The organism is Citrobacter meridianamericanus, assembly GCF_041320245.1.
Lineage (GTDB): Bacteria > Pseudomonadota > Gammaproteobacteria > Enterobacterales > Enterobacteriaceae > Citrobacter > Citrobacter meridianamericanus.
The window spans coordinates 896,650-922,486 of record NZ_CP101036.1; the positions used below are offsets into that span (position 1 = coordinate 896,650).

At 49.8% G+C, this 25,837-nt stretch carries 18 protein-coding genes and 1 pseudogene; 18 read left to right on the plus strand and 1 reads right to left on the minus strand.

Features of this window, described 5'->3' with window-relative positions:
- Window positions 1-5 precede the first annotated feature (5 nt).
- The gene (gene hybG / locus NMD08_RS04345; protein ID WP_003024459.1) at window positions 6-254 is read left to right on the plus strand and encodes a hydrogenase maturation factor HybG; all 249 of its coding nucleotides are present in this window, start codon (window positions 6-8) and stop codon (window positions 252-254) included.
- 94 nt (window positions 255-348) lie between these two features.
- Here the strand turns inward: hybG and yghU are convergent, their stop codons facing one another.
- Entirely contained in the window at window positions 349-1,215 is an 867-nt protein-coding gene (gene yghU, locus NMD08_RS04350; RefSeq protein WP_278238336.1) for a glutathione-dependent disulfide-bond oxidoreductase, read from the minus strand.
- 217 nt (window positions 1,216-1,432) lie between these two features.
- Here yghU and NMD08_RS04355 point away from each other — a divergent pair, with 217 nt between their 5' ends.
- The 17 genes and pseudogenes from NMD08_RS04355 to NMD08_RS04435 all read left to right on the plus strand — a co-directional run bounded on the left by NMD08_RS04355 (window position 1,433) and on the right by NMD08_RS04435 (window position 25,830).
- The gene (locus NMD08_RS04355) at window positions 1,433-3,721 is read left to right on the plus strand and encodes an FdhF/YdeP family oxidoreductase (protein WP_370619592.1); all 2,289 of its coding nucleotides are present in this window, start codon (window positions 1,433-1,435) and stop codon (window positions 3,719-3,721) included.
- Between the two features lie 153 nt (window positions 3,722-3,874).
- Window positions 3,875-5,737 carry a bifunctional glutathionylspermidine amidase/synthase gene (gene gss, locus NMD08_RS04360; RefSeq protein ID WP_151217708.1) on the plus strand — a complete coding sequence of 621 codons (1,863 nt, stop codon included), beginning with the start codon at window positions 3,875-3,877 and terminating at the stop codon, window positions 5,735-5,737.
- Window positions 5,738-6,204: 467 nt separating this feature from the next.
- Entirely contained in the window at window positions 6,205-6,702 is a 498-nt protein-coding gene (gene tssB / locus NMD08_RS04365) for a type VI secretion system contractile sheath small subunit (RefSeq protein ID WP_151217707.1), read from the plus strand.
- 65 nt (window positions 6,703-6,767) lie between these two features.
- On the plus strand, window positions 6,768-8,297 hold the full coding sequence (gene tssC, locus NMD08_RS04370) for a type VI secretion system contractile sheath large subunit (RefSeq protein WP_187253245.1): 1,530 nt from the start codon (window positions 6,768-6,770) through the stop codon (window positions 8,295-8,297).
- Between the two features lie 23 nt (window positions 8,298-8,320).
- Window positions 8,321-9,658: a type VI secretion system baseplate subunit TssK gene (gene tssK, locus NMD08_RS04375; RefSeq protein WP_252838761.1), complete on the plus strand. Its 1,338-nt coding sequence runs from the start codon at window positions 8,321-8,323 to the stop codon at window positions 9,656-9,658.
- Window positions 9,659-9,663: 5 nt separating this feature from the next.
- A complete protein-coding gene (gene tssL / locus NMD08_RS04380; protein WP_151217704.1) occupies window positions 9,664-10,305 on the plus strand; it encodes a type VI secretion system protein TssL, short form in 642 nt (213 codons plus the stop codon).
- A gap of 3 nt (window positions 10,306-10,308) precedes the next feature.
- Window positions 10,309-11,973 (plus strand): OmpA family protein, encoded by a 1,665-nt coding sequence (locus NMD08_RS04385; RefSeq protein WP_370619595.1) that lies wholly within the window; start codon window positions 10,309-10,311, stop codon window positions 11,971-11,973.
- A gap of 16 nt (window positions 11,974-11,989) precedes the next feature.
- Entirely contained in the window at window positions 11,990-12,481 is a 492-nt protein-coding gene (gene tssD, locus NMD08_RS04390; RefSeq protein WP_003024437.1) for a type VI secretion system tube protein TssD, read from the plus strand.
- 162 nt (window positions 12,482-12,643) lie between these two features.
- Window positions 12,644-15,268, plus strand: coding sequence for a type VI secretion system ATPase TssH (tssH, locus tag NMD08_RS04395; RefSeq protein ID WP_370619597.1), 2,625 nt, complete (start codon window positions 12,644-12,646; stop codon window positions 15,266-15,268).
- Window positions 15,261-15,953 (plus strand): hypothetical protein, encoded by a 693-nt coding sequence (locus tag NMD08_RS04400; protein ID WP_151217907.1) that lies wholly within the window; start codon window positions 15,261-15,263, stop codon window positions 15,951-15,953. The genes tssH and NMD08_RS04400 overlap by 8 nt, the downstream gene beginning before the upstream one ends.
- A 6-nt stretch (window positions 15,954-15,959) precedes the next feature.
- The gene (locus NMD08_RS04405) at window positions 15,960-16,361 is read left to right on the plus strand and encodes a hypothetical protein (RefSeq protein ID WP_210905361.1); all 402 of its coding nucleotides are present in this window, start codon (window positions 15,960-15,962) and stop codon (window positions 16,359-16,361) included.
- 54 nt (window positions 16,362-16,415) lie between these two features.
- Window positions 16,416-18,149: pseudogene (locus NMD08_RS04410) on the plus strand (type VI secretion system Vgr family protein); the annotation flags it as partial.
- A gap of 71 nt (window positions 18,150-18,220) precedes the next feature.
- Entirely contained in the window at window positions 18,221-18,820 is a 600-nt protein-coding gene (locus NMD08_RS04415) for a hypothetical protein (RefSeq protein ID WP_370619599.1), read from the plus strand.
- Complete coding sequence (locus NMD08_RS04420; protein WP_210905357.1) at window positions 18,817-19,569, plus strand: hypothetical protein; 753 nt, start codon at window positions 18,817-18,819, stop codon at window positions 19,567-19,569. The genes NMD08_RS04415 and NMD08_RS04420 overlap by 4 nt, the downstream gene beginning before the upstream one ends.
- Window positions 19,570-19,682: 113 nt before the next feature.
- Entirely contained in the window at window positions 19,683-20,435 is a 753-nt protein-coding gene (locus NMD08_RS04425; protein WP_151218386.1) for a hypothetical protein, read from the plus strand.
- A 600-nt stretch (window positions 20,436-21,035) separates the two neighbouring features.
- Window positions 21,036-23,522: a type VI secretion system Vgr family protein gene (locus tag NMD08_RS04430; protein ID WP_370619601.1), complete on the plus strand. Its 2,487-nt coding sequence runs from the start codon at window positions 21,036-21,038 to the stop codon at window positions 23,520-23,522.
- Window positions 23,523-23,550: 28 nt separating this feature from the next.
- Entirely contained in the window at window positions 23,551-25,830 is a 2,280-nt protein-coding gene (locus NMD08_RS04435) for a hypothetical protein (protein WP_370619603.1), read from the plus strand.
- Window positions 25,831-25,837: the final 7 nt, after the last annotated feature.

Here is a 25,837-nt window from a genome sequence, read left to right on the forward strand (position 1 = left end):
CAGATATGTGTATTGGAGTCCCTGGTCAGGTTCTGGCCGTTGGTGAAGATATTCACCAACTTGCGCAGGTTGAAGTGTGCGGCATCAAACGTGATGTCAATATTGCCCTGATTTGTGAAGGTGATACGGCTGAGCTGGTCGGGCAATGGGTGCTGGTGCACGTAGGGTTCGCCATGAGCATCATTGATGAAGATGAAGCTAAAGCCACGTTAGACGCACTTCGCCGCATGGAGTACGACGTCACCAGCGCGTGACAACCGGTTTGTGCCTCATAGTGCTGCGCTTATCGGGCCTATGCCTTAGATGTAGGCCCGATAAGGCATTTATGCCGCCATCCGGCATCTTGCGTTAGCCCTGGCGCTTATCTTCGGTGCTGGTGTCGAAGTCGCTGGCGTCATGGCGCTCATGAAGCTGCTCGTTCAGCGGTCCGTTAGTGCGGTTTACAATCCGACCACGTTTAACCGCCGGACGCGCTGCCACCTCTTTTGCCCAGCGCTGTACGTGCTTGTAGCTTCCGGTGTCAAGGAACTCTGCCGCGTCGTACACGTTGCCCAGAACCACATTACCAAACCATGGCCAGACCGCCATATCGGCAATGGTGTATTCATCTCCGGCGACAAACTGATGCTGCGCTAGCTGTTTATCCAACACGTCGAGTAAGCGCTTGGCTTCCATGGTGAAGCGATTAATCGCGTATTCAATTTTAACCGGCGCATAATTATAGAAGTGACCAAAGCCACCGCCAAGGAACGGGGCAGCGCCTTGTAACCAGAACAACCAGTTCAGCGTTTCTGTACGCTTAGCCAAATCCTGCGGCAGGAAATAACCATATTTTTCCGCCAGATAGAGTAGGATTGCGCCAGATTCGAATACGCGAACCGGTGGGTTTTGCGAGTGATCGCGTAGCGCCGGGATCTTCGAGTTCGGATTCACCTCCACAAAGCCGCTGGAAAACTGATCGCCATCGCCAATGCGGATGAGCCAGGCATCGTATTCCGCGCCCTTCACGCCCTGTGCTAACAACTCCTCCAGCATAATCGTCACTTTCTGCCCATTTGGCGTTCCCAACGAATAGAGCTGCAGCGGATGTTTGCCAACCGGCAGCGTTTTCTCGTGGGTGGCGCCGGAAACAGGGCGGTTGATATTGGCGAACGCGCCGCCGTTCGATTTTTCCCACGTCCAGACTTTCGCGGGCTGATAGGTATTGTCTGACATAGTGATCTGCCTTCTGAGTGGTTGTTTGATGCAGTGTAGCAGCCAGGTAGAACTCAATTTAACAGATTGGGACTTTATGCCGTTTTGTGCTGAAAGGGGAAGATAAATCTAACCCGTTCATTGTACCTGGCCTGTACTCCATGAAGAGGAAATCAATGTTGCACGGAAATTGCTACCGTATTCACCATCAAAAATTGGTGGTGAATAAGCAGTAATAATGAAAAAAGGTGTTCCAGGAGTAAGCGGTTATCAGGGCCCGTCGGGTGGGTGGGGCGCGGTAAAAGCCGTTACTGCTTCGCTGTTTTCGCAAAAGGCTGTCGCCCGCGACATTATCGCGATGTTCAAAATGAACCAGGTTAAAGGGTTCGACTGTCCAGGCTGTGCGTGGCCGGACCCAGAGCATCGGGCGCCAATGGAGTTGTGCGAAAATGGCGTTAAGGCGGTCTCCTGGGAGACAACCAACAAGAAAGCGTCACCGGAATTTTTCAGCCGTCACCCGGTTTCCGCACTCTGGCACTACAGCGATTATGAGCTGGAAAATATCGGTCGTTTGACGCATCCCATGAAATACGATGCCGCATCAGATACCTGGCGAGCGGTGGATTGGGATATCGCATTTCAGGAAATCGGCGAGCGTCTGCGCAGTTATGATTCAGCCCAGCAGGTTGAGTTTTACACCTCCGGCAGAACGTCAAATGAGGCGGCGTTCCTGTATCAACTGTTTGCCCGCGAATATGGCAGCAGCAACTTCCCTGATTGCTCAAACATGTGCCACGGACCGACCAGCGCAGGGCTAACGCCGGCTATCGGCCTTGGAAAAGGGACCGTTGAACTTGAGGATTTTGACCACTGCGATCTGGTGATTTGTATCGGTCATAACCCAGGCACTAACCATCCGCGCATGCTGACCACCTTACGCGACGTTGCCAAACGCGGGGCTAAAATTATCTCCATTAATCCGCTGAACGAAAGGGGGCTTGAGCGCTTTAGCTTCCCGCAAAGTCCGAAAGAGATGTTCACCGGTCAGGCGACGGCGCTGAGCCACGACTACTACCAGGTAAAAATGGGCGGTGACGCCTCGCTGCTCAAAGGCATCATGAAGGCGCTGATCGAAATGGATGAGGCACGGATCTTACTGGATCAACAACCGACGCTCGATCATGCGTTTATCGATGATCACACTGCCGGATATGCCGCGTTGTATGATGACTTACGCCAGCGTAGCTGGGCGGAACTGGAACAGGACTCAGGCCTGACGCGCAGTCAGATGGAAGATCTGGCGCACAGCTACAGTAAATCCAGTGCCACTATCGTTTGTTATGGTCTGGGCATCACCCAGCATAAAAACGGCACTGAGAACGTCCAGCAACTGGTAAACCTGCTGCTGCTGAAAGGCAATATAGGTAAGCCGGGGGCGGGGATCTGCCCGTTGCGCGGTCACTCTAACGTGCAGGGCGATCGTTCCGTGGGTATTAACGAAGCGGCGTCCGAAGAATTCCTGCAACGCCTTGAGATGCATTTCTCTATCCGCGTTCCGCGCAAACATGGCCGCTCCAGCGTGGAGAGTATTCGCGCCATTGAGCGCGGAGACGTAAAAGCGCTTATCTGCATGGGTGGTAATCTGGCGGTGGCGATGCCGCAGCCGCAGCGTACCTTTGCGGCGATGAAAAAGTTGGATCTGCAGGTTCACGTTGCGACCAAACTTAACAGATCGCATTTGCTGCTGGCAAAACATAACTACCTGCTCCCCGCGTTGGGCAGAACCGAGCGCGACATGCAGGCGACGGGCATTCAGTCGGTGACCGTCGAAGACTCGATGTCGATGGTTCACGCGTCCTGTGGCGCGCTGAAACCGGCTTCCCGCTGGCTAAAATCAGAGCCCGCGATTGTGGCGGGCATGGCGCGCGCCACGCTGCCGCTTTCGCCGGTAAACTGGGAAGCGTTGACCGGGGACTACGCGCTGATCCGTAATGCCATTGAAGCCGTGATCCCGGCGTTCCACGACTACAACGCCCGTATTGCTGAACCGGGCGGGTTTCGTATGGATACCCCTGCATCGCGCCGTGAATGGCGAACGGTAAATGGCAAAGCCAACTTTATCGTCAGCCATCAGCGGGCGGTAGAGCGGGAGAACCAGCCTGCTGCTGCGCTTGTGCTGGCGACGCTACGCAGCCACGATCAGTACAACACCACGATTTATGGTCTGAACGATCGCTATCGTGGCATTACTGGTCGTCGGGATGTGGTGTTTTTAAGCGCCCAGGAAGCGGCGGCTCGTGGTCTGAGCCAGGGTGATGTGGTTAACGTTCAGGCGCTGGACGACAACGGTCAGCCGTGTGCGGATCGCATCATGTACGGTTTAACGGTGGTGATTTACAACATGGCGGAGGGCTCAATTGGCGCGTATCTGCCTGAAGCGAATGTCCTGCTCTCGTTGGACGCGGTGGATACACAAAGTTTGACTCCGGCCTATAAAAGCGTGCCGGTAATCCTTACCCAGGCGTAGATCCTGCTGTGAATTTTTCGCCTCTGAGCGCCAGCCGCTGCGTTGAGGTGTATGATGGTGTCGACCTCTGTCCGGTTAGTGTCGCAGAGCAGGCAATCAGAGCGAAAAATTCACGCCAACCTGCTCAGGCTGTATTGTTTTGAGGTAAGGTGCATGAGCAAAGGAACGACCAGTCAGGATGCCCCATTCGGGACATTATTGGGCTACGCCCCAGGCGGCGTAGCAATCTACTCTTCAGATTACAGCTCCCTTGACCCACGGGACTACGACGATGATGCGGCATTTCGCAGCTATATCGACGACGAATACATGGGCCACAAATGGCAGTGCGTAGAGTTCGCACGCCGCTTTCTCTTCCTTAACTATGGTGTGGTCTTCACCGATGTAGGCATGGCCTGGGAGATCTTCTCCTTACGCTTCCTGCGTGAAGTGGTGAATGACAATATCTTGCCGTTACAGGCATTTCCCAATGGTTCACCCCGCGCACCGGTAGCAGGCGCGTTGCTTATCTGGCAAAAAGGCGGCGAATTTAAAGATACCGGCCATGTGGCGGTCGTCACCCAGTTGCTGGAAAACAAAATCCGTATTGCCGAACAGAACGTGCTCCATACGCCGCTGCCTCCCGGACAGCAGTGGACCCGCGAGCTGGAGATGGTGGTTGAAAACGGTTGCTACACTCTGCGGGATACCTTTGACGACACCACCATCCTTGGCTGGATGATCCAGACCGAGGATACTCGTTACAGCCTGCCGCAGCCGGAAATCGCCAATGACTCGCTGAAAATTGGCGGTGCGCGACTGGAAGATAACGGACAATTTGACGGTAAATGGCTGGATGAGCAGGATCCGCTGCAAAAAGCCTACGTGCTGGCCAACGGCCACGTCATTAATCAGGATCCGCATCAGTACTTCACCATTACCGAGAGTGCCGAGCAGGAGCTGATCAAAGCCACGAACGAGTTGCACCTGATGTACCTGCACGCGACCGACAAGGTACTGAAAGACGACAACCTGTTGGCGCTGTTCGATATTCCGAAAATCCTCTGGCCGCGACTGCGCCTTTCCTGGCAGCGTCGTCGGCATCATATGATTACGGGGCGTATGGATTTCTGTATGGATGAACGCGGGCTGAAGGTGTATGAGTACAACGCCGATTCCGCATCGTGCCATACCGAAGCCGGTTTGATCCTCGAAAGATGGGCTGAGCGGGGCTACACAGGGCAGGGACACAACCCGGCTGAAGGGTTGATCAACGAACTGGCGGGTGCCTGGAAGCACAGCCGCGCGCGTCCTTTTGTCCACATCATGCAGGACAAAGATATAGAGGAAAATTACCATGCACAGTTTATGCAGCAGGCGCTGCGTCAGGCTGGGTTTGACAGCAAAATTCTGCATGGACTCGATGAGCTATGTTGGGATGATGCCGGTCAACTGATTGACGGTGACGGTCGCCTGGTGAACTGTGTCTGGAAAACCTGGGCGTGGGAAACTGCGATAGAGCAGGTGCGAGAGGTTAGCGAAACGGAGTACGCCGCGGTGCCAATTCGTACCGGGCATACCAATCAGGAAGTGCGTTTAATCGACGTGCTGCTGCGCCCGGAGGTGCTGGTCTTCGAACCTCTTTGGACGGTGATCCCAGGCAACAAAGCGATTTTGCCGATCCTCTGGCAGCTTTTTCCGCATCACCGCTATTTGCTTGATACCGATTTCACGGTTAATGAAGAGCTGGCGCAAACCGGTTATGCGGTGAAACCTATTGCAGGACGCTGTGGCAGCAACATCGATCTGGTGAGTCATCAGGAAGAATTGCTGGATAAAACCAGCGGTAAGTTTGCCGAGCAGAAGAACATTTATCAGCAGCTTTGGTGTCTGCCAAACATTGCCGGTAAATATATTCAGGTTTGTACTTTCACCGTAGGCGGTAACTACGGCGGGACCTGCTTGCGCGGCGATGAGTCGCTGGTGATTAAAAAAGAGAGCGATATCGAACCGCTGATTGTGGTAAAGGAAGAGTAATCTTTTGGCATGTTTCTGATTGCAATACGAAAGCCGGAGTCTATCTCCGGCTTTTTTAATTTACAGTTAACTTGGTGCTGATTATATTTAAATAAGTTACGTAGTGTATATATAAATTCATAAGTATTTTCTTGGGTAATATTTTATAGCTTAAATGCATTTGGTTGATGAATGCTTTTAACGATGATTAATTCCTGCTGCTTGTATTAAATAAATGTTTTATTGATTTTGATTTTAAATAAATATCACTAATATGTTATTTGGTTGATTAGTGATGCCGATCATGTTTTCCCGCGTGGAATATATCGGATTACATCGACATACTAATTATAATCATTAATTGTCATTAACGGTAATTGTTGACTGCCCACAGAAATGACGTTGTAAGAAACACGTTGAGCAATTGGAAAAGTGCTCCGTCAGGAAACGCAAAACATCGGCAGGAATCGCCGGTCTGAGAGGGACGTATGGGTGACAGTTTTCAGAATGAAGTGCCGACGGCACGCGTTAATATTAAGTTAGATTTACATACCGGAGGCGTGCAAAAAAAGGTTGAATTGCCGTTAAAGCTTTTGACCGTGGGGGATTTCAGTAATGGTAGAGAACAACGACCATTATCGGAGCGCGAAAAGGTTGATATTAATAAGAATAATTTTAACGATGTGTTGGCTAAGTTCTCACCAGTAGTTAATCTGAGTGTTAAAAATACGTTGGCTGGCGATGACAGAAAAGACGATATTAACCTTACCTTTAAAAATATCCGCGATTTTGAACCCGAACAGGTCGCAAGGAATATCCCACAATTACGCGTTTTGTTAGCTATGCGTAACTTATTGCGTGACCTGAAATCTAACTTACTCGATAACGCCGCTTTTCGTCGCGAGCTGGAAATCATCCTTAAAGATCCAGCCCTGAGTCAGGAACTGCGTGAAGAACTGGCAACCATGATGCCGAAAGAGATTTAACGCTATACAGGGTTTCCTCCGCTTAATCGGCAGGAATAGTAAAGGATCATAAAAGGAATATGCTGATGTCTGTTCAGGAACATACTTCTTCAGTCGCGACCACCACGACCAGTGAACGCAGCGTTTATCAGTCTCTCTTTGACAAAATTAATCTTGCCCCGGTTTCGACATTAAAAAATATCGATGCGTGGCAGAGCGATGAAGCGCTATCTGATGCCGCGCCGGCTGAACGCGTGACCGCTGCGATTCAGGTTCTGGTCTCATGTCTGGCGGATGCTGCGCAGCCCCTGGAACGTCTGGATAAAACGCTGCTCGATGAGCAGATTGCTCGCCTGGATAAGCAGATTAGCGACCAGGTTAATGAAGTTATGCATCATGTAGAATTTCAAAAACAAGAATCGCTCTGGCGTGGTTTGCATTCGATGATTACCGGCATCGATTTTCGCCGAAATGTCCGTGTAGAAATGATGGATATCAGCAAGGATGCGCTACGTGATGATTTTGACGACGCGCCGGAGCTTATTCAGAGTGGGTTATACCGTCATGTTTATATTGAAGAATATGACCAACCAGGCGGCGAACCCATTGCGGCAATGATTTCAGCGTACGAATTTGATAACAGCCCGCAGGATATTGCACTGCTGCGCAATATTTCTGGCGTCTCGGCTGCCTGTCATATGCCGTTTATTGGTTCCGTGGGGCCTAAATTCTTCCTGAAAGAAAATATGGAAGAAGTCGCGGCCATAAAAGATATCAATGATTATTTCGAACGTGCTGAATACATCAAGTGGAAAGCATTTCGTGATAGCGACGATTCACGCTATATCGGGCTGACTATGCCGCGTGTACTGGGGCGTCTGCCGTATGGCCCTGATACCGTGCCGGTACGTAGTTTTAACTATGTTGAAGAAGTTAAGGGGCCGGATCACGAAAAATATCTGTGGACCAGCGCCTCTTTCTCTTTCGCTGTGAACATGGTGAAAAGTTTTATCAAGAATGGCTGGTGCGTCCAGATCCGTGGGCCACAGGCGGGCGGTGCGGTTAAAGATTTGCCTATCCATTTGTACGATCTGGGTACAGGTAATCAGGTGAAAATCCCGTCTGAGGTAATGATTCCGGAAACCCGTGAGTTTGAATTCGCTAATCTCGGCTTTATTCCGCTTTCATATTATAAAAATCGTGATTACGCCTGCTTCTTTTCTGCTAACTCGGCTCAAAAACCTGCGCAGTTTGATACTCCGGAAGCGACGGCTAACAGCCGGATTAACTCACGTCTGCCATATATCTTCCTGCTTTCTCGTATCGCTCACTACCTGAAAATCCTGCAGCGGGAAAATATTGGCACGACTAAAGATCGCCGTCTGCTTGAGCTTGAACTTAATAACTGGCTGCGCAGTCTGGTAACCGAAATGACCGATCCTGGCGATGACTTGCAGGCATCACACCCGCTGCGTGATGGGCGTGTCGTGGTAGAGGATATTGAGGATAACCCCGGTTTCTTCCGTGTGCGCCTGTATGCCATTCCGCATTTCCAGGTTGAAGGTATGGACGTCAGTCTGTCGTTAGTTTCACAAATGCCTAAGTCGAAATCTTAACGACGCAGCGCACAGGAGGTGCGATGAAGATCTACCGTCCGTTATGGAGCGAGGGGGCCTTTCTGGCTCCCCAGCAGTTTCAGCAGCAGACACGTTGGGATGCCTATGTCGCTGACGTAGTGGCACACATGTCACTTTCCTCACCATGGGGTGTCATCAGCGCGGAGTTTGACGAAAGTGCGCTAACGGTTTCCCGTTTGAATCCCGTTAATCTGGTGGTGCGCTTTCCTGACGGAACGTTAGTGGATACAGGTATTTCAGATAACCTGCCTCCGGCGTGTGATTTATCGCACCTTGCTGGTTACAACAGCGTTGATATCGTGCTGGCATTGCCACTGCTTTCGGCTAATGGCGGTAATCTTTCATCAGGCAACGGCGTTAGCCGCCCGTGTCGCTGGCAGCAGGAATGGCTGCCAGTGCAGGATCTTGCAGGCCAGGAAAGGACTGATATGGCGGTGCTGCGGCATGCTATTACCCTTCGGTATGCCCACGACGATAACAGCGCTTATCTGACCTGTCCGGTAGCTTGCCTTATTCGTAATGCTCAGGGGCAATGGGAGCTGGCACGCGATTTTTTACCCCCCTCGCTTTCACTCTCAGCGAGCCCCTCATTAATCAATTCGCTCGGTGATTTGGTACACCGTATCCAGGCCCGTTGTCGCCGCCTGATGGCCTTGCGCCGTGAAAGTAATGAACGAATGGCGGATTTTGCGGTAGCAGACGTTTCATTATTTTGGCTGCTGAATGCGCTTAATAGCTCGGAGCCTGTTCTGAAAGAAATGCTGCAAAACCCAGGCCGTCACCCCGAGCTTTTGTGGCGTGAGCTGGCGCGGTTAGCCGGCAGCCTGCTGACCTTTTCATTAGAAAATGATGTCAGCGTTGTACCTCCATACCAGCACGCAAATCCGCAGCAGGTATTCCCGCCACTGTTTGCACTGCTGGTGGAACTACTGGAAGCCAGCCTGCCATCTCGCGTTGTCGCGATTGAACTGACGCAGGAGCGACAGTTCTGGTATGGCGCTCTGTCGGATGCCCGACTGCGTGAAGGCGCTGATTTTTATCTGTCCGTTCGTTCGGCTCTTCCAGCGCATGTCCTCCTGACACAGTTTCCACAACTGTGTAAAGCCGGGAGTCGGGCTGATGTGTCAGATGTCGTCAATGTGGCACTCAGCGGCATTCCATTAAAACCGCTGACGCATGTACCCGCCGCTATCCCACTACGACTGGAAAATCAATATTTTGCTCTTGAGATTAATCATCCAGCCGCCCAGTCCATGCTGGACGCCGGTAATTGCGCTTTCTATGTGCCGGGAACGTTGGGAGAGATTCAACTTGAGCTATTTGCAGTATTAAGGGATTGAAATAAATGAATAAGGATATTGATCAGGTGTTCTGGCCAACCTGGCTTGCTGTAAGCCAATTACGCGATGGGTCGGAAGTCGACGATGGTGCTGCTTTCTATCGCCGGGCCTGCCAATGGATTGATTCTGCACGTGAAGCATTGCGTGACATGGGATACAGCGAACACAGCGTTGAGCACATGCTCTATACGCAATGTGCATTACTGGATGAAAGCGTGTTGAACCGCAACCGTCAGGATAGCGGTTATATCACCTGGCTTGCGACACCTTTACAGGCCCGCTATTTCAACACCACCAATGCCGGGGAAGAACTTTGGGAGCGCATCCGTACCGTTCTGCGCGAGCCCGTTCCTGACACCGCCGTATTAACCTGTTTTTATCGCGCAATCACACTCGGTTTTGTGGGGCGCTATCGTGAGCAAGGTGACGAACGTCGTGAAGATGTTCTTGAAGCGCTGGCGACTCAGGCGATGCCTTTTAAATTAAAGCACGATGCGCCAGTCATCATGCGGGCTTCCGGCTTCTCTGGCGGTAAGCGCCGCTGGTGGCTGGCATGGCTTGTCGGCGCGCTGGCGTTAGGTGCTTTATGGCTCACATTTTCTCATGTCTTACAAGGGCAGATTGCTCAGCTTATTGGGCAGGGTTAAGACATGGCTCAGTTGCGAGGGATCGTGAACTATGTACTGGCGACCGTGCTGGCTTTGTTGCTGGTCTGGGGATTCAGTCCGTTAAGTGCGAGTGTTCGCAGTGGTCTTACCGTCTTTATTTTACTGCTTTCCATTCCTGGAATCATTTATGGCTGGCGCCAGTATGGTCGGTTGACGTCTGCGCATTCTGCTCATGACATTCCGCTCCCTCCAGAGAGTTTCAGTGGGCCTGTTGTGCTGGTATGTGGCGATACTGCCCCCTTATTTGCCGGACGTGGCGATTCCTGCGAGAGTTCACAGGGGTGGTATTTATCTGTTCAATCCCCGGAGCATTATAGTGCTCTGGTTCGTCGGATAGCTGTGCAGCGTCCGGGGCTTCTTATGCGCGTTTCCGTGATGCTGGCGTTAATCCCGGAATGGCATAATGATGAAGATGCGCTTAAGCACATGCTACTCAGTTGGCGGCGGGTGGTGACCCAGAGTCGGCGTTGGTTATCAGGTATACCGCCATTTTGGCTGTGTTGTTGGCTGAATTCTCCTCAATGCAATGAGACTGTACGTTGGTTTATTCGCACTCCTCAGGATGCTGAAGTGCAGTCGGCTACAGGATTAGATGATTGTGTTCCTTTCTCATTGCAAGAGCACTCGGCTCGCCATTCTCATCTTACACATGCCGTATGGTTAGATACCTTACTGGGTTGGCTGAAGAGGGTACAAGGCGACGCAGGGCGCCATGTTCCGCCACTTTTCTCTGCTTTACGGGTTACGTGTTTCACCTCATTAGCGGTCTGTGAAAATAATCTGTGGCAACGGCATATTACCGATCAGACAACGATTTCTCCTGCGGCTTCTGCAGGGTCCGAGCTGCTGCCTTTTCCTGATTTAGCATTGCCTTTTTTATCCCGCCGCCGGGCGCTGACAGCATTGCAACGAACGGTGGGTATAAGTGGTCTGCTATGCGGCATTTTTGTCGGACTGGCGATGGCATGCAGCTTTATCAATAACCAGCATCTCATCAGGGTCACAAACGATCATCTGACGTTATACCGCCATCTTAGCGGCAATCCTGTCGAGCCAAAGATTCAGGCCCAGGATCAGCTTCGTCGGGATGCGCAGCGGCTTGATCGCTGGTATCAGCGTGGCGAACCCCTTTCTCTTTCAATGGGATTGTACCAGGGGATGAGATTGATCCCACCTTTGCAGGCCGCAATCAGCGACTGGTTGCCACCTGAAAAACCAAAAGCGACCTTCCCGCAAACCGTGCGTCTCGACAGCATGTCGCTGTTTGATACGGGCAAATGGGCGCTAAAAGCGGGTTCAACAAAAGTACTCATTCGAGCTTTGGTCAATATCAAAGCCAGACCCGGTTGGCTGATAGTCATTGCCGGGCATACCGATGATGTGGGTGACGATAAATCTAATCAGCAGCTCTCTCTCAAACGTGCGGAATCTGTTCGCGACTGGATGCGTGATACCGGTGACGTCGCAGAGAGCTGCTTTGCCGTTCAGGGTTACGGTGAATCACATCCCTACAAAACCAACGATACGCTGGAGGGTCGGGCTGCCAACCGCCGTGTAGAGATCAGTCTGGTTCCGCAGGCTGATGCCTGTCGGGTACCGGGAATGAAGGAACCGTCACCGGAAGGCGGTGACGCATTAGCGAAGTAAAAATGGAGAAAGAGTTATGGCAATTCCAGTCTACCTTTGGCTGAAAGACGACGGCGGTGCGGATATCAAAGGCTCTGTTGACGTGAAAGACCGTGTGGGCAGTATCGAAGTAGTGGCTCAGGAACATAACCTGTACATCCCTACCGATAACAACACCGGTAAGTTGACCGGGACGCGTATCCATACCCCATTCCTTTTCACGAAGGAAATCGACGCCTCCAGCCCGTATCTGTACAAGGCTGTAACGACCGGTCAGACCCTGCGCCAGGCAGAGTTCAAATGGTATCGCATTAATGATGCGGGTCAGGAAGTGGAATACTTCAACACCACGCTGCACAACGTGAAAGTGGTGAAAGTAAACCCAGTGATGTACGACATCAAGGATCCGGCTAAAGAGAAGCACAACCACCTGGAGCAGATTGAACTGCGCTACGAGAAGATCGTCTGGACGTATAAGGATGGCAACATTATTCATTCTGACGCCTGGAACGAGCGTACCACCGCGTAATGCACTAACGGATGAGGATTTCCTCATCCGTTTTTTTATGCCCTCTGCTGAGCGTCCGGCGTGAGGGTTAGGCAGAGAGTATCAACGTCACTTATTACCTTATGGGCATTGGATTAAGGCTACGGGCGGTAGCGTGCCTGAATACAGGGAGTCAGGAACCAAATGGAACACCAGTCAGCAGTGTTATTACGTCGTCTCAATCCTTACTGTGCTCAGGCGCTTGAAGCGGCAGCATCGTTATGCCAGACGCGCGCGCATGCAGAAATCACGCCTGAACACTGGTTACTGAAGTTGCTTGAGCAGGGGGAGGGCGATATTACCGTCATCGCTCGTCGCTATGAATGGGATATCGACAATCTCTGGCAGTCGCTGCTGGCGCATCTGGATGATCAGCCTCGTTCCGTGAAAAGCCGTCCACAGTTGTCTGATGCGCTTCTTTCTTTAATGCAACAAGCGTGGCTTTGCGCCGCAACGGATGAAAATTCGCAGATACGGGGTGTGCATCTGCTGATGGCACTGGTAGGCAAGCCTTCACTACTGAAGTGTGATGGCCTGTGGCCTCTTCTGAGCGCCGGACATACTCAACTGGAACGACTCCTGCCGCTATTAAATGTCCAGTCGGATGAGCGGCCGGAAAGACAGCAGGAAGCCGCTCTGGCGCAGATTTCTCCTGATGATGAATCGCGTCCTGGCCTGGCTCAGTCGACGTTGTCGCCAGCATTACAAGGCGTGCTCGATAAATTTACGCAGGACGTCACTGCGAAAGCGCGTGCCGGCGATATCGACCCGGTATTTGGTCGCGATAATGAAATTCGTCAAATGGTGGATGTGCTGTCCCGTCGGCGAAAAAACAATCCCATTCTGGTCGGAGAACCCGGCGTCGGCAAGACCGCTCTGGTGGAGGGGCTGGCGCTGCGTATTGCGGAAGGTAACGTGCCGGATAGCCTGAAAGCGGTGACGTTACGCACGCTGGATCTTGGGCTGTTACAAGCTGGCGCAGGGGTGAAAGGTGAGTTTGAGCAGCGGTTGAAAAATATCATTGATGCCGTTCAACAATCGCCAATACCGATTCTGCTCTTTATCGATGAAGCACACACCATCATTGGGGCCGGTAATCAGGCGGGGGGCGCTGACGCAGCCAATCTGCTAAAACCCGCTCTGGCCAGAGGTGAATTACGAACCATCGCGGCGACCACATGGAGCGAATATAAACAGTATTTTGAGCGTGATGCTGCGCTGGAGCGGCGTTTTCAGATGGTTAAAGTGGATGAGCCGGATGATGACACTGCTTGTTTGATGCTGCGCGGTCTGAAATCACACTATGCGGAACACCATGGCGTTCACATCACTGACGACGCGGTTAAAACCGCTGTTACGCTCTCCCGCCGCTACCTTACCGGGCGGCAGTTGCCGGACAAAGCCGTCGACCTGCTGGACACCGCAGGTGCAAGAGTGCGGATGAGCCTTGATACCGTTCCGGAACCACTGACGCGTTTGAGGTTGGAGATCACCGCGCTTGAAATTGAAAAGCAGGCGTTGCTTGCCGATCTCGCGCTAGGAAATGGTCAGCATGGTGAAAGGCTGGCGAGCATTGAACAGCAGGAAAATCGTCTGCTTGTCGAGCTGGATGAACGCGAAACCCAGTATGACCAGGAATTATCGCTCACCGAGCAACTGCTGGCCAGCCGCCGTGATATTTCCCGTCAGGCGGAAACGGTTGAATTGCAGCAGCAGCTTAGTGTGCTTCAGCAGGGGCATCCTTTACTGTTTCCGGAGGTAGACGCGCGCACTGTCGCAACGGTGATCGCCGACTGGACCGGTATACCGTTGTCTTCACTAATGAAGGACTCCCAGGCAGACTTGCTGACGCTTGAAACTCAGATGGGAAAACGCGTTGTCGGACAGGATTATGCGCTTAATGCCATCGCGCAACGACTGCGCGCATCAAAAACGGGTCTTACGCCGGAAAACGGCCCGCAGGGTGTGTTTCTGCTTACCGGACCAAGTGGAACCGGCAAAACGGAGACGGCACTGGCCCTGGCCGACATTCTGTTTGGCGGTGAAAAATCGCTGATCACTATTAATCTGTCTGAATATCAGGAGCCGCACACCGTGAGTCAGCTCAAGGGCTCGCCTCCGGGATATGTGGGTTATGGTCAGGGAGGGATCCTGACCGAAGCCGTGCGAAAACGTCCCTATAGCGTGGTGCTGCTGGATGAAGTAGAAAAAGCGCATCGTGATGTCATGAACCTGTTTTACCAGGTATTTGACCGTGGCTTCATGCGTGACGGCGAAGGTCGTGAAATTGATTTTCGCAATACCGTTATTCTGATGACCTCCAATCTTGGCGGCGACGCAGTGATGCAACTGCTGGAAGAACAGCCGGAAACCACAGAGTCTGAGTTGCACGAACTGCTGCGCCCACTTTTGCGCGACCATTTTCAGCCAGCACTACTGGCTCGCTTCCAGACGATTATCTACCACCCGCTCGGTGAACCAGCGTTACGTACGATTGTACAAATGAAGCTGGATCAGGTTAGCCAGCGATTGCAGCGCCACTACGGTATCACCACGACGATATCCGAGAACCTTTTTGATGCCCTGACAGCCGCTTGTCTGCTACCGGATACGGGGGCGAGGAATATTGATAGTCTGCTCAACCAACAAATCTTGCCTGTGCTTAGCCAGCAGTTGTTAAAGTATCTTTCCCGGCAGCAAAAACCTCAGCAACTTACTTTAAGTTGGCGTGATGAAGAGGGAATTATGCTGGAATTTAATGATGAGTAAACGTAACGATATTATTGAACCTTACGAGTGGACATCGGATCGTAAAACGGGGCTCGTTTATAGCGAAATATTGGGATGGATAGATATAGGCCATGCGCAGGGAAGCGATATTAAAAACCTACTGTTAGATATAAAACGAGGTGAATCAAGTCGTGATGGTTATTATGAAGTCACCTATAGCCAAAAGATGTTTGTATATCATCGCCAGTTTGGTACAGGAAAATTTGTTAAGTGGCGTATCAAACAAGGTTTATCTGCATGTGAGAAAAGCAGCGTTGCGTTAGCTATGATGATGATGACGGCGCGCTTGTTTGAAAGTTTGCAATCTAATTGGTGTTTTAGTTGGTATACCGACAGTGGATTTAGCGGTGAGGATCTTACATCCGATCTTTTAGGCTTCTACCGGGCAATCCTTCCCTCAAACTACCAGTCAAGACTGAGCTTAGTCAGTAAAGAGCGGGCACTGAGTAGATGGGATTTTTATGGGCCGATAGGTAAATATAAGAATAAAGGATTTTTACCATTACTGTTTCCAGATCCCCTGGATAACTGTGCTGTCCATAAACCCTATAAAGGAAGCCTGCCTTCATTTATGACATGGGTGCAACCGTGGAGTGATTTCACTTCGGGTCGGGTAGAAATTATCACCGGGGATGGCGGTTATTATTCATTCTTGTCAAGGTGAATGGTAATGAACTACTGTAAAATAATACTGGTGACGATTGTTTTTATTTCCTTGTCACCGCTGTTAATACCTTGGCCAGATAAATTAGAATATCGGGAAAGCGATTTTTTTGATTACTATTTCTATACTGATGTGGACATCAAGCAGGCTCCAAGGATATCAAATAATTATTACTTTGAATATATTTCTCCTGATGGAAGTACACGGGAAACAAATCTTATTATTTTTTACGGTGGTGATGCGGGCATTATTCGTGATTATCTGACAGGTCTTGGCTTTCATCACTATGATTATATTGATAATGGAAGAGAAGAGCTTTGGATATCAAATGACAACCGTCGATTTACTTTTTCCATTGTCACTAACAAGAAAAAAGATTTAGTCAGTTTAATAAAGATAATGCGTTGAGGGTAAGTTTTCGTTCTGGAAGTGACTCTTTATAAAATTACAGGGGTTAAATATATGGGAATGGATGAATCACTTGGCGGTGGGATGTCATTTATATCTGAAAATACGTTGAATCGTTATCAATTGTATATCCCTTCATGCAAGTCAGTGCTGGATGTTATTAACTTTAATGGTACAGAGGAAATGAGTTCGCTGTATCGATATGTAGTACATTTTTCCAGCCAGGATAAAGACATTGCGGCCGAATCGATACTTGGAAAATCAACGGCATTGACCATGGGAATGGGGAAGTTAAGTGAGTTAACTGCCCGCAAAATGGTACATGGTATTGTGACATCTTTCCATCGTATCAGTGGTTCAAAAGACCAGGCAATCTATCAGATAATCATTGAACCTTTTGTCGCGTTGTTGAAAAACCAATTTCGCACACACCGCTTCTTTATTAATATGTCAGTTCCTGAAGTTGTTACTAAAATTTTACAAGAACATGGTTTAAAAGACTGGGAGTATAATTTTGATTTGGTAATGGAATATCCCAAAAGAGAACAAATTAATCAGTATCAAGAGAGCGATCTGGTTTTTATTGAACGTCTGCTTTCTGAAGTTGGAATTTTCTTCTTCTTCAGGCTTCAACCTGATGCTGGCACTGAGGTCATCTATTTTGCTGACAAACAAAGCGCATGGGAGTTTGGCAAAACATTACCGCTGAATAGCCCTTCCGGAATGAATGACAATGGCATCGACTCAGTCTGGGATATTCAGTTCCAACAGTCTACGGTGCAGGCATCGGTTACTGCCGGGGACTATAACCATCGCCAGGCTCAGAAAATATTATTTTCTGCACAAACTGATATGACTTACGGTGAAGGTGACGGGGTGACTTACGGGGATGTTTACCACTATCGTCCACGTCATCTTGAAACGGGTGATAAGGTTTCGCCATCGCCTGAGACAGGGAATTTTTGGGCGCGTCTGGAACATGAACGTTACCTCTCCTCACAAGCGACAATCACGGGATTATCGACCGATGTTAGCCTCAGCCCGGCTCAGGTCCTGAATATTACGGAATCCACATCTGTCCCAACGCTTCCTGCCAGTGTGCGTAACAACTTGCTGGTTACGGCGGTTTCATTCAGCGCAAGCCGAAAGGAAGCGCTACAGGTGGTGTTGATGGCGACCGTTTACAGTGAAACCCGCTGCTGGAGACCACCGCTAAAACCTCGGCCAGTGATTAGCGGCACGCTAATGGCACGTGTTACAAGCCCGAAAAAGAATGATCAATATGCTCATTTAAATCAGAGCGGGCTTTATTGGGTTAAGTTTGATGCGGATCGCGATGATAAACAGCAGGGTTACGAGAGCATGCCAGTTCGTCTGGCCAGACCCTACGGAGGCGACACTTACGGGATTCACTTCCCGCTGATACAGGGCACAGAAGTGGCGGTGGCGTTCCATGAAGGGGACCCGGACCGGCCCTATATCGCGCATGCGCTGCACGACTCCCGGCATCCGGACCACGTGACACAGGCAAACCACACCCGCAACGTCATCCGCACGCCCGCGAACAACAAGCTGCGCATGGAAGACAAACGGGGCGAGGAGCACGTCAAGCTCAGCACCGAGTACGGCGGCAAGACGCAGCTGAACCTGGGGCATAACGTGGATGCACAGCGTGCGCTGCGGGGCGAGGGGGCCGAGTTGCGCACGGATGACTGGGTGGCGGTACGCGGCGGGAAAGGGGTTCTGATAACCGCAGAGATGCAGGCGGAAGCCGTGGACCGGATGCTGGAGACTGGTTTTATGACTTATGGGGGCCGGTAGGTGGCACGCTGGGTTTTTTCTGGTCGGTAATAGAACTCATGCCTCAAGCGCTAGGGTTGAAGTTTTGGGAATGTTTTTGGCATCATGGAAGTATTGCCGTATTTTTTAACACCACCCAAACGACGGAATGGAAGGAGTGTAAAGTACCCAACAACCCTTCTTCATGCCGCAGGATCCGTAAACGACTTCCTGTTCAGACCAGATTGTATTTGGTTCCTGAACTTATTTTAGAGGCCAGCCAAAAGGCGAATGAAGCACAAAAAAGATTTACGCAGTTATTAACAAAGATAGATAAAGAAGACTGGTTTCCTCCCTATACTAACCCTGATTTAGATCATGCAACGAACCTTGGCAGACATTCCATGCCAGATCAATATTTGAGTTATCTTAATAACCAACTTAAAGAATGTACTCAGCCAACGTTGATCATGATGAGGAAAATAAAAAGAGAGAGATTTTTAAAGCAAATGAAAACGTATGAAAATAGTTCCCCAGTGGAAGAGTTTACAAGAAATAGTGCTTTCATTGAAATTCATGATGTAGTCGCATCGACGCTGGATATGACGCGTGGGGTTAAGGGAGGAAATGAAGCTCTGGAATATATAAAACCACTTAACCTTGAGGAGTTTGAACTATGATTGAGAAATATTTTATTTTAACCTTGGTGATTATCTTATCGGGTTGCGTTTCAGAGCGGAACCGGACATTATCTCCACCAGAAGATACCCAATGGGTTACAGTGGGCGTAAAAATACCTGCCGAACTGCTCGTGCTCCCATTGAAGGTAATTTATCGTTCAGAAATATGTAAACGCACCCGACATAATTCATCCGGAGAAGCTTATGAAGTTCCCGGGTATAACTCAATGGAATTTCCGTTATCCCCAAAAGATAGTACAGAGAATTTCTTTGATGTGAAACTTGCCCGGCAAGGCGGGGGGCGTTGTCAATGGCACCTGTCTGTGGCTGATATACGGTTGCAATACAAAAATACCGTACAGTTTGGCCAGGGTACGGAGTCGGTGTTAAAACGCATCAGGCTGGCATTTGATTACCTTGCGGTGAATCAAGGTGGTGGTCATCAAAGAATCAACAGCGATGGTTTAATTTCAAAAGATTATTTTCCATATTTAAGTGAGGGTTTTATTGGTGGTTATGAAAAAAACATATGGATATATGATGGCGAAATGAACGAGCGGTACTCCGCATTAAATATCAATTCTATTATATTTTATCCCCTGTTACATTCAGATAAATTAGTCCGGAGCATAGGCCCGAAAAAGAAAGAGAAAGGAGTTTACGGGACGTTGATTTATCCTGACGGTACGACTGTTCCGAAAACAGAGACCTTCCCTGACATTGACGTATTGAAGCAATTTATAAAATGATGAAGGACAGATAAATCGATTATATTGTCATAAGTATAGTTCTCTTTTTTCATTTCAACCGTTTTAAGTTAACTATCTGTTTATGGATTAAAACTTTGTCGAGGGATTGGTAGATGATATGGAAATATTTATTTTTCGCTCCACTGGTAATCTTATCGGGTTGTGTTTCAGAGCGGAACCGGACATTATCTCCACCAGAAGATACCCAATGGGTCACGGTGGGCGTAAAAATACCTGCAGAACTGGTTGTGCTTCCATTGAAGGTGATTTATCGTTCAGAAATATGTAAGCACACCCGGCATAATTCGTCCGGGGAAGCTTATGAAGTTCCCGGGTATAACTCAATGGAATTTCCGTTATCCCAAAAAGATAGTACAAAGAACTTCTATGATGTGAAACTTGCCCGGCATGGCGGGGGGCGTTGTCAATGGCATCTGTCTGTGGCTAATATACGGTTGCAATACAAAAATACTCTACAGTTTGGTCAGGATGTAGAGTCGGTAGAAAGTAGCATCAGGTTGGAATTTGATTACCTTGCGGCGAATCAAGGTGGTGGTGATCAAAGAATCAACAGCGATGGTTTAATCTCGAAAGATTATTTTCCATATTTAACTGAGGGTTTTATTGGTGGTTATGAAAAAAACATATGGATATACAATGGCGAAATGGACGAGGGGTACTCTGCGTTAAATATCAATTCTATTATATTTTATCCCCTGTTACATTCAGATAAATTAGTCCGGAGCATAGGCCCGAAAAAGAAAGAGAAAGGAGTTTACGGGACGTTGATTTATCCTGACGGTACGACTGTTCCGAAAACAGAGACCTTCCCTGACATTGACGTATTGAAGCAATTTATAAAATGATGAAGGACAGATAAATCGATTATATTGTCATAAGTATAGTTCTCTTTTTTCATTTCAACCGTTTTAAGTTAACTATCTGTTTATGGATTAAAACTTTGTCGAGGGATTGGTAGATGATATGGAAATATTTATTTTTCGCTCCACTGGTAATCTTATCGGGTTGTGTTTCAGAGCGGAACCGGACATTATCTCCACCAGAAGATACCCAATGGGTCATGATGGGAGAACCATGTACTTGAAGAACTGGTCGTGCTGGCGGGGTTATATTAGATGAATATTGATGTGGGGATATTAGTGAAGAAACTTGGTAAGCCGTATCGAGAAATTTATAGCTAAGGCTTATAGGAGTGGCTGTAGCTTACATATTACCAGCTCCAGAACAAAATACTACGGCTTCATTTGATTATAATATTCATTTGTATAAATAATGACTTTTTGTTTATTGGAACATGCCAAAGGAATTCACACTGCGCAGGAAAACGGTTGGATGGGAATGAGTGAGTGTGCTGAGATGTTTTATTAACATCAGGTATTAATAATTTTTGATGTGCTAATTAAGTATGTTAGATGGAATTCTCTTTATTAAACGGAGTTAACGCTATGAATATGGAAATAACATCAGGGCCCACGCTTCCCCGCTACAGTTTATCGGTTTCTTCATGCCCGCATGAACTGGATGTGGAACGTTTTGAGGGGCTGGAGCAGTTAAGCGTCCGTTACCATTATTCAGTCCGTTTTACCTGCAGCGCTTCAGAGCTGACTGCCGGTATGTTCCTGAACCAGCCGGCTTTGCTGACCATGAAAGGCGGGGAATTACTGCATGCCCTGCCCGTGAAATTCGTCCACGGCGTCGTGACTCATTTCCGGCGTCTGACGGAGTCGCGCGACCAGGTCAGCCATGAAATCATCATTGAGCCTTATCTCTCCCTGCTGGATAAACAGTTCCGCACGCACCGTTTCTTCATAAACAAATCGGTCCCGGAAGTGGTGGGTGAAATCCTGCAGGAACACGCCCTGCACGGCTGGGAGTATGACTTCACGCTGACGCAGAGTTATCCGAAGCGTGAGCAGATAAATCAGTACCAGGAGAGCGACCTGGCGTTCATTGAGCGTCTGCTGGCGGAAGTGGGGATATTTTACTTCTTCACGCTGCAGCCGGATACCCGGACGGAAGTGGTGCATTTTGCAGACCAGCAGAGTGCCTATGAGTTTGATAAACGGCTGACGCTGAACAGCCCGTCAGGAATGAGCGACAGCGGGGCGGATTCCGTCTGGGGGCTGAACATCCTGCACCAGGTGGCACCGGCGGGAGTGACGACAAAAGACTATAACCACCGCGAAGCGCAGAAGGTGCTGCAGTCGGCGAGGGCGGATATCACCGGCGGCGAAGGCGAGGAAATGCGCTATGGCGAGGTGTATCACTACAAACCGCGCCATCTTGAAACCGGGGATGCATTCGATCCGGCGGTGGAAACCGGGAACTTCTGGGCGCGACTGGACCACGAGCGTTTTCTGGCGGAGCAGACGCTGATAACGGGTTTCAGCACGGATGCGGGGTTACGTCCGGGACAGGTGCTGACGATAACCGACAACAGCGTGCCGTCGACGCTGCCGGGCGTGCTGCAGCAGCCGGTGGTGGTGGTCCGGGCGGGGTTCAGCGGCAGCAGGAAAGATGCGCTGAAAGTGTCGCTGGCGGCGGTGCCGTACAGTGAGACGCAGTGCTGGCGTCCGGCACTGAAGGCGAGACCAAAGGTTAGCGGCACGCTGACGGCACGGGTCAGCAGCCCGAAGAGCGGGGACATCTACGCGCATCAGACGGCGGAGGGGCTGTACCGGGTGAAGTTCGATGCCGACCAGGACAGCAAACAGCAGGGTTACGAGAGTATGCTGCTGCGCCTGGCCAGACCCTACGGCGGCGACACTTATGGGATTCACTTCCCGCTGATACAGGGCACAGAAGTGGCGGTGGCGTTCCATGAAGGGGACCCGGACCGCCCCTATATCGCGCATGCGCTGCACGACTCCCGGCATCCGGACCACGTGACACAGGCAAACCACACCCGCAACGTCATTCGCACACCCGCGAATAATAAGCTGCGCATGGAAGACAAACGGGGCGAGGAGCACGTCAAGCTCAGCACCGAGTACGGCGGCAAGACGCAGCTGAACCTGGGGCATAACGTGGATGCACAGCGTGCGCTGCGGGGCGAGGGAGCTGAGCTGCGCACGGACGACTGGGTGGCGGTACGCGGCGGGAAAGGGGTTTTTATCACCTCGGACAGGCAGTGTGAGGCTGCAGGCACGATGCTGGAGATGAAAAATGCTGCCGCGCAAATGGCTCAGGCGCTGTCTGTGAGTGATGCCCTGGCGAATGCTGCCGATATCGCACAGGCCTGGCCGGCAGATTCAGATACAGCAAAGGCACTGAATACAGCGTTAAACAATCTTACTCAGCCCGGGATTGTGCTCAATGCCCCGGAGCACATCAGCATCAGCAGTCCGAAGTCGGTGCGTCTGTCGTCCGGCAGTGAAAGCGTGGGGCTGGTCGCGGGGGGAAATACCGATATCAGCGTGATGAAGAAATTTACTGCCGTGGCGGGGGAAGCCATCAGTCTGCTGGCCCTGAAGCTGGGTATACGTTTATTTGCTGCAAAAGGGAAGGTTGAGATACAGGCTCAGGATGACGGCATAGACGCGGTGGCGAAAAAGGACATTTCCATCACAAGCGTGGAGGGCAAAGTGTTAGTGACGGCAGCCGACGAACTGGTGCTGAACTGCGGCGGAGCTTATATCAGACTCAGCGGCGGTAATGTGGAGATCGGCTGTCCGAAAAATATTCTGCTCAAATCTATCAGCGTGCAGAAATTAATGGCTGCTGATTATGACCTGCCAAAACCAGATCTACCGAAAGGGTTTAATGATTTCTTTATCGCCAAAGATGAGGATTCCGGAGAGATTATGCCTTTCGTACCTTATCGAATTAAAACAGGAGAGGGAAACGTATATGAGGGGGTCACGGATGCTGAAGGCAAAACCATTACCGTATATACCGCACAGCCTGAATCTTTAGATATCGAATTACTTTGATCTTTAAACTATAAACAGGGAGGTGTTTATGGCAACAGGTGAAGAACAAACTAAAACTTCTGCGCAAGGCTCTGGAAAAGTTGTTAAAGGTAAGTACGATCCAGAACTTTATCTCCACCCAGGCAGCGCGACCATACTCTGTGTTGATGCAGGCGCTGAAAAAACAATTCAGGAAGAGCACTACTTTTTATCAGGATTATTGGAAAAACAGTTACAGGCACAGAAAGATCTTGATGAAGCCAATTATGCGGCAATTTTACAGGCTAATACCGTACCAGAAAGACAACTTCAGAGTAAGGTAACAGAAGCATACGCCGCACTCAATAAAGCCAACAAAGCATTTCGTCAGGAATTAATGACTCTCACGGCCAATGCCCCTGAAGGGGAACTTTTGGATGAAAAAATGAAGGAGAATGCCATTGGCATCATGGAGTTAATTCCCCTTAATAAAAGCTCTGTCACTGGATTCAAGAAAACTTATATTCGTTCTGATAAGATCAAAGAAGGTTGGCGCAGATATAAGCTGAGTAATGTTGATAAAAAAACAGGTGAAGCCAGCTTTATTAAGTACCATGACAAAACTATCACCGTACAAGATGAGAATGGTAAAGCTGTTAATAAAACGGTGCGCCAGGCAAAAATAGACCCCCAGGAACTTAAAAAACAGCTGAAAGAGGCCTCTGTTAAATTCAAATTTGATATTTGTGAAGATAGCAACATTATTGTCAGCGATTGGGCAAAAGAGATGAATAAATCGCTGTCCTGGCCGAAGGGGGGGAATGCTGATGAGTTCGTCTATCATCAGTATGTTGATATTAGCGCTCAGGCCCAGCTCATGCGATTCAGCCATGGCGCAGGGTTATCCGCGGAATTTAATCCACTTCAGGGTAAGGTAGAAGGGAAATTAGAGGGGCACGCCAGTTTTGCGTTAGGTGAAGCGAAAGCAGAAAGCACTTTATATGTTCCGGACAGGTTAGGCATCAGTCTGCTGTTTCCGGCGAAAGCCGATACACCGCAAACGCCAGGCGGTATCTGTAATATGGGGGCGCTACGTTTTGCCCTGAAAATGGTGTTGTCCGGCAGTGTCGGAGCCAGTGTGGCCGTTGAGGTTGGCGCGACGCTCGACTGGAGCGGTGAAATGGGCAAAGGTTACGGTATTAAAGGCCGTCCAGCGGAGCTTCCCCCGCCGCCGTTGCCGGGCAAACGAAAAATTAATTTACATATGCCGGAAGCACCTGAAGCGCAGGGCGGCGGGGAAATTGGCGCTTTTGTGGGTGCCCAGTTCGGGGGCAATATCAGCGGCGCCATAGAATGGTTCGACCCACATCCTGACGACACGCCTCCCGCTAACGTCGAGAAGACGGACGATAAAACCATCGTTAGTAAAGAACGGAAATTTGCGGCAATTGCGAAGCTGGAAATGGGCGTATCGCTACAGGCGGGGGCTGGGGGAAGCGCGGTTTTTTACGTTACCTACATCCAGGGGCGTTTTCGTATTTATTGCAAAGCGGCATTTTGCTGGGGAGCCGGAGCAAAGGGGAGTCTGGGGTTTGAGGTTGATGGCGGCTGCTATTTTGCCTTTATGAAAAGCTTTATGTACATGCTGCGCAACGTTGATTATCAGAAGTTAGTCGACATGATGGAATTAGACGCCTTTCAGGCATTGTGCGCCATCCCCTTAATTATGGCGGCCCGTGGTGTCCAGGCGGCGGTCGCTATGGCCGATGAGGCAATGGATATCATTACCCAATTAGGAAATGATCTAATAGAGGAAAATAACCGGGTTAAGCTGATGGAAAGTGTGCTGAATAACCCGGACCAGTTTAAATACTCGCCACCGGAAACCAAAGGCGCACTGATTGCACAGTTAATGGATATCAATTGGGCGGACCCTCTCGACCCGCGAAACCAAAACAATAACCCGCTCACGTTTAATTCCTGGAAATTAGGGCCAATGAAACGCCGTAAGCAGGCCATCTTCCTGGCGTTGAAATGGGTGCAGAGTAAAGCCGATTACGACAATGTTATGCAGCATGTTACTAAAAGTCCTGGCAAGGGAAAAGGTGACCGTAATAAAAATGAACAGACGGTAATTACATTCCTTTCCGACGGTGAGAATGATTCTGTATTTTTTGCCCATTACGGTAAGAAGCTACCTGAGTTATATAACAATCTTCCGGAGAGGGTTTCACCAGAAAAACCGTTTAAACCTATACCCGATGAATTAATGGATCGGTATTTAGCGTTGATTGACCAGCAGCAGACATATGACCCCATGAGTGATAATGGACAGACCAGAACGGTTTAATTAAGGA